The organism is bacterium (assembly GCA_027622355.1).
In the GTDB taxonomy this organism is placed as follows: domain Bacteria; phylum UBA8248; class UBA8248; order UBA8248; family UBA8248; genus JAQBZT01.
The window spans coordinates 1-4,879 of the sequence record JAQBZT010000221.1 but is presented as its reverse complement, the minus strand read 5'-3'; the positions used below and the strand labels follow the sequence as shown (position 1 = coordinate 4,879).

At 68.1% G+C, this 4,879-nt stretch carries 4 protein-coding genes; all 4 read left to right on the top strand.

Going from position 1 to position 4,879, the window contains the following annotated elements:
- The coding region (locus tag O2807_11880) for an SIS domain-containing protein (GenBank protein ID MDA1001197.1) at positions 1–572 on the top strand (572 nt) is incomplete at its 5' end.
- A gap of 54 nt (positions 573–626) precedes the next feature.
- Positions 627–2,531, top strand: a complete 1,905-nt coding sequence (locus O2807_11875) for a hypothetical protein (protein MDA1001196.1) — start codon at positions 627–629, stop codon at positions 2,529–2,531.
- On the top strand, positions 2,528–3,316 hold the full coding sequence (locus O2807_11870; GenBank protein MDA1001195.1) for a hypothetical protein: 789 nt from the start codon (positions 2,528–2,530) through the stop codon (positions 3,314–3,316). The genes O2807_11875 and O2807_11870 overlap by 4 nt, the downstream gene beginning before the upstream one ends.
- Positions 3,316–4,879 (top strand): UvrD-helicase domain-containing protein (locus O2807_11865; GenBank protein MDA1001194.1); only part of this gene is annotated, 1,564 nt, incomplete at its 3' end. The genes O2807_11870 and O2807_11865, both read left to right, overlap by 1 nt.

Here is a 4,879-nt window from a genome sequence, read left to right as displayed (position 1 = left end):
GCCGGCTCCAGGAGGCGGAAGTCCTGAAGCTCCGCGATGAGGTTTCCGCGCTCTCGGAGGTGCTGTCGGAGACCCTCAACGAGCGCTCCGGCTTCCTGCACACTGCCGCAAACCGCCATCAGCGCATGAAGAACTGGCTCTATCTCGGCCGGGGCATCTACTACCCCGCGGCTCTCGAGTGCGCCCTCAAGATGAAGGAGGTCACCTACCTGCACGCCGAGGGGATGGGGGCCGGTTTCCTGAAGCACGGGACCCTCTCACTCATTGACGAGAACATGTACACCGTCGTGCTGATGCCCGCTCCCGAGGAGGAGGAGTTGCACGCCCTCACCCGAAGCAGCGCCGAGGAGGTTCGTGCCCGCGGCGGGTTCATCCTCGGCTTCCGGTTCGAGGGCGACGAGCAGGTCCGGGGGCTCTTCAGCGAGGAGATTGTCATGCCGCGCGTCTCGCCGCTCCACGCGCCCTTCCTGCACCTGCTCTCCGGCCAGCTTCTGGCCTATTTCATGGCGGTGGCCCTGAAGCGGGACGTTGATCGGCCCCGTGCGCTGGCCAAATCCGTGACCGTCGCCTGACGGTCCCTCCGGATGGTGATGGAAATAGATCCCATTCTTCAAGGAACAGACGGCGTGCGCGGCCTGATTGCCGCCCCGGATCATCCCCTGCTTCAGGGCATCGATCCGCGAAGCGCCTATGCGGAGCGCGGGCTTTTCAGCGAAGCCTTCGCCGAGCAATATGCCTGTGCCGCCGCCCGCTGGCTTCTGGAAAATGCGGCGGAGGATCTGCTCTCGCCGGGCGCCATCGTTTTCGCCTGGGACCCCCGGGATACGGACGGCCGCTTCGCGGGTGCCTGCCTGCGGGGGCTGCTCCGGGCCGGGGCCCATGTCATATCGGCCGGCATTTTTCCCACCCCGGCCGCCGCGGCCTACCTCTCCGCCGCCGGTGCCGCCGGCGCCCTCATGCTCACCGCCTCGCACAACCCCGCCGATCAGAACGGCATCAAGATTTTCCGCGGCGCGAGCGCGCGAAAGCCCCTCCCCGAAGAAGATGCACAAATCAGCCGCCGCGTCTGGGACCTTTCCCCGGATGATTTTCTGGACGATTTCGAGGCGGGCGTCTGTACCGACACCGCCGCCGAGGCGCGGGCCGTCTACATGGGCTACATGACGCAGCTGCCCAACAGCTGGCTCCTGGCTGGCGAGCTGGCGAGTTGGAGCATCGTTCTCGACCCCGCCCGGGGGGCGTGGAGCGCCTTGGCGGCCGAAGTCATCGCCGGAATCGGCGTGGGCACTCTCCGGGAGTTGAATGCGCTCGGAGCAGGCCCCGTGAACGAGGGGGGCGGGGTGATCGCGCTGGAGGGGCGCCACGTGGTCCGCGGAGATGAAGAAGCGGTGTACCGGGCGCACGCGGGTCTTGCCGCCCTGTTCGAGGCGGGGCGCGCCCGCCGCGCGGCGCTTCAGTCGGGAGAGGGATTCGCCGCCGCCGGGGTGTTCGATGCCGACGGAGACCGGGCCTATGCGCTGTTTTACGATCCCTTCGCGGATGCGGTGCGCATTCTGGGCGGAGATGACGCGCTGGTGCTTCAGTCGGAGTTTCTTGCGGAAGAAAAGGAACTGCCCGAAGGGGGCATTGCGGTGTTGACGATCGAAAGCGACGCGGGTGCCGCGCAAGCGCTCTCGAAGCTCGGTCTCGAGGTCCGGTTCGTTCCCGTCGGGGACAAGTGGATCCTCCGCGCCGCCGAAAGATGGGGAGACGCCTTCGCCCTCGGCGGAGAGGAATCCGGCCACACGGTGGTGCCGGGTCTTTCGCCGGATGCCCTGGGGGTCACCCGCCGGTTCGCCGCGGGGGACGGCCTCAAGAGCTTTCTCAATACTTGCGCCGCCGTGAAGGGACTGGCGGACAGATTGCCACTCCCAGAGGTGTATGCGAGGCTGGAGCAACCCTTCCCGCGGGGATACAAGAAGATTCTCTACGCCTACCATGTCGATCGGGGCCGGTTCGGACCGCACGAGGCGGCATGGGATGCGGCTGGGAAGGCGATGGCGGAAGCCGCGGAGAAAGCCCTTCCCCGCGGGACGGCCTTCCGGTGGACGGCGCTGGAGGATGACCCGGCGGTTCTTTACCTGCAGATCGAAGACCCGCAGAAGGGGGAAATCGGGGTGGTCTATGTGCGCAACTCGGGAACCGAGCGCAAGATCGGCGCCAGCCTCCGCGGGCCGCGGGCCTGGTCCTCTGCCCTGGATTCAATTGGAGGCGCGGCGATACGGTGTCTTCTGCCGCGGATGAAGGATGGCGATCTCCCGGAGGCGAGGGCGGAGCGCGCCGCGCTCGAATCGCTCCGGCGCGCGCCCGCCGGGCGGGACGAGTTGATGAAGATGATCGAGGAGGATCAGGAAGCGCGTTTCGGCGCCCCGGTCGGCGCCGGGCGGATTCTGAAGGAAGGCATCCGGGGCGGGCTCATCGAAGAGGCGGGGAAAAGTCTCCACCTATCCGCCCTGGGCGCGTGGTACCTGGAGAAAGGGAGCAGCCCATGATCGCGCCGCAGGATTATTTTCGGCGGGTGAGTGCCTTTCCGCACGCCGGACTCTTCGAGGGTCTGGGGGCGGTGTGGGAGGCGATCGGCCGTTTGGAGGGCTACCTTCGCGAGGCGATCGCCGCCGCGCAGGCGCCGGAGGCAAGCGCCGCCGAGTTGAAGGGCCTTCGCGTCGAGGCCGGGATGCTCGTGAGCGAGGGGCTCTTCACCGCGCAAAAGGCGGTGCGGATCCCCGGCGCGGATGTGCTCATCGAGGCGGGCGTGCGCATCGAGCCGGGCGCCCTCGTAAAGGGCCCCACGATACTCTGCGGCGGGGCCGAGCTTCGCCACGGCGCCTACCTGCGCGGCAGCTGCCTCATCGGCCCCCGGGCGGTGGTGGGCCACGCCACCGAGGTGAAAAACTCCGTGTTTCTCGAGCACGCCGAAGCGGGCCATTTCGCCTACGTGGGGGACAGCCTTCTCGGCGAGGAGGCGAACCTCGGGGCGGGAGTGAAGCTGGCCAATCTGGAATTCCGCACCGGGGAAGAAAAAAAGAAAACGGCCCCCGCGCGGAATATCTCCCTTCAGGTGGATGACAAGATGGTGGACACGGGCCTGCGGAAATTCGGCGCGGTGGTGGGGGATTTCGCCGAGGTGGGGTGCAACGCCGTGACCTCCCCGGGAACGCTCCTGGGGCCGGGCTGCTGGGTGCTCCCCAATCTCAACGTGCCCAAGGGCATCTATCCCGGAGGCCATCTCCTGCGGGCCGCGGGAGATGGCGTTTTGTCCACCCCGCGTAAGCGATGATGCCGCACTCTGAATCCCTGGGCCAGGAAGAACTCAATCCCGAACAGCAAGAAGCCGTAAAGGCCCCCGACGGGGCGAACCTCGTGCTGGCGGGGGCGGGCTCGGGCAAGACGCGGGTGCTCATCCACCGCATCCTTCACCTGCTGAAAGCGGGCGCGCCGCCTGAATCCATCCTGGCGATCACCTTCACGAACAAGGCGGCGGGCGAGATGAAAGCGAGACTCGCGGCCGCGCTCGGCCCGGCTGCGCGCCCGGCGTGGGTGGGCACCTTCCACGCGGCGGGGGCGCGCATCCTGCGGGCGGAGGGCGCGGCCCTGGGGATTTCTCCCCATTTCGCCATCATGGCCCGGGGAGAGAGCCTGCGCCTCCTCAAGCGCGAGATGGCAGCGGAAAGGGTGAACCCCGAGCGCTACGACCCGCGCGCGATTCTCGAGCGCATCTCGGCCCACAAGAGCGCCGGGCGCCCCCTCGGGAATGATGATGGCGTTCCCTTCAGTCTGGAGAGCGTTGCCGCAAAGCTGCTCCCCCGCTATGAGCGCGCGGTGCGGGATGCGGGCGCGCTCGATTTCGACGATCTGCTCGCGCTGCCGCTCCGGCTCTTTCAGGAAAATCCCGATATTCTCTCGCGCTACCAGCGCCGGTTCTCCGAGATTCTCGTGGACGAGTACCAGGACACGAACGCGGTTCAGAGCCGCCTTGTGAAAGCGCTCGCCGGGGAGGCCCCCCGCGTCTTCGCCGTGGGGGATGACGATCAGAGCATCTACGGCTGGCGCGGCGCGGATGTCGGCAACATCCGCCGCTTCGAGGCGGATTTCCCCGGCGCCCGGGTCTACCGCCTCGAGCGGAACTACCGGAGCAGCGGGCGGATCCTCCAGGCGGCCTCGGCCGTCATGGCGAACGCCCCCGGCCGGCAGGAGAAGCGCCTGCTGGCGCAGAATCCAGAGGGAGCGCCCGTCCTCTACATCGGGGCGGCCGATCCCGACACCGAGGCGCAGATGATTTTCCAGCGCTTCGCCGCGTTGGGGGCGGGGGCGGAAATTCCATGGGGGGAGTCGGCCATCTTCTACCGGATCAACACGCAGTCCCGCCCGCTGGAAGAGGAAGCCCGAAGGCGAAGGATCCCCTATCAGGTGGTCAAGGGCCAGCGCTTTTTCGACCGGGCCGAGGTGCAGGATGCGGCGGCCTACCTCCGCGTCCTCCTTCGGCCGGAGGATGAGAGCGCCTTCGCGCGCATCGTGAACCGCCCGCCGCGGGGGCTGGGCCAGGTGCGGCTGCAGGAGATGGCGGCGGGCGGACGGCTGGACCGGAATGTGGCCCGGGAGGCGCTCGTGGCCGGCCGGGTGCGGGGCGCGGCGGCGAAGGCGCTCGATGGGCTGCTCGGTGTCTTCGATGAACTGTCGGCGAAAAGAGCGGGGCCCGCGCAGATGATCGGGGCGCTGCTCGCGCAGAGCGGCTACCATGCCTGGCTCCGCGAGCAGGCCGAGCGGAGCGCCTCTCCCGAAACAAGACAAAAGGCCGCCCGCGCGCTCGATGGGGTGGGGGAGTTTGCGGCGGCGGCCTTGG

Coding starts and splice junctions, on each gene's coding strand:
- O2807_11870 (MDA1001195.1), top strand. CDS start 2,528: ATGATCGCGCCGCAGGATTATTTTCGGCGGGTGAGTGCCTTTCCGCAC.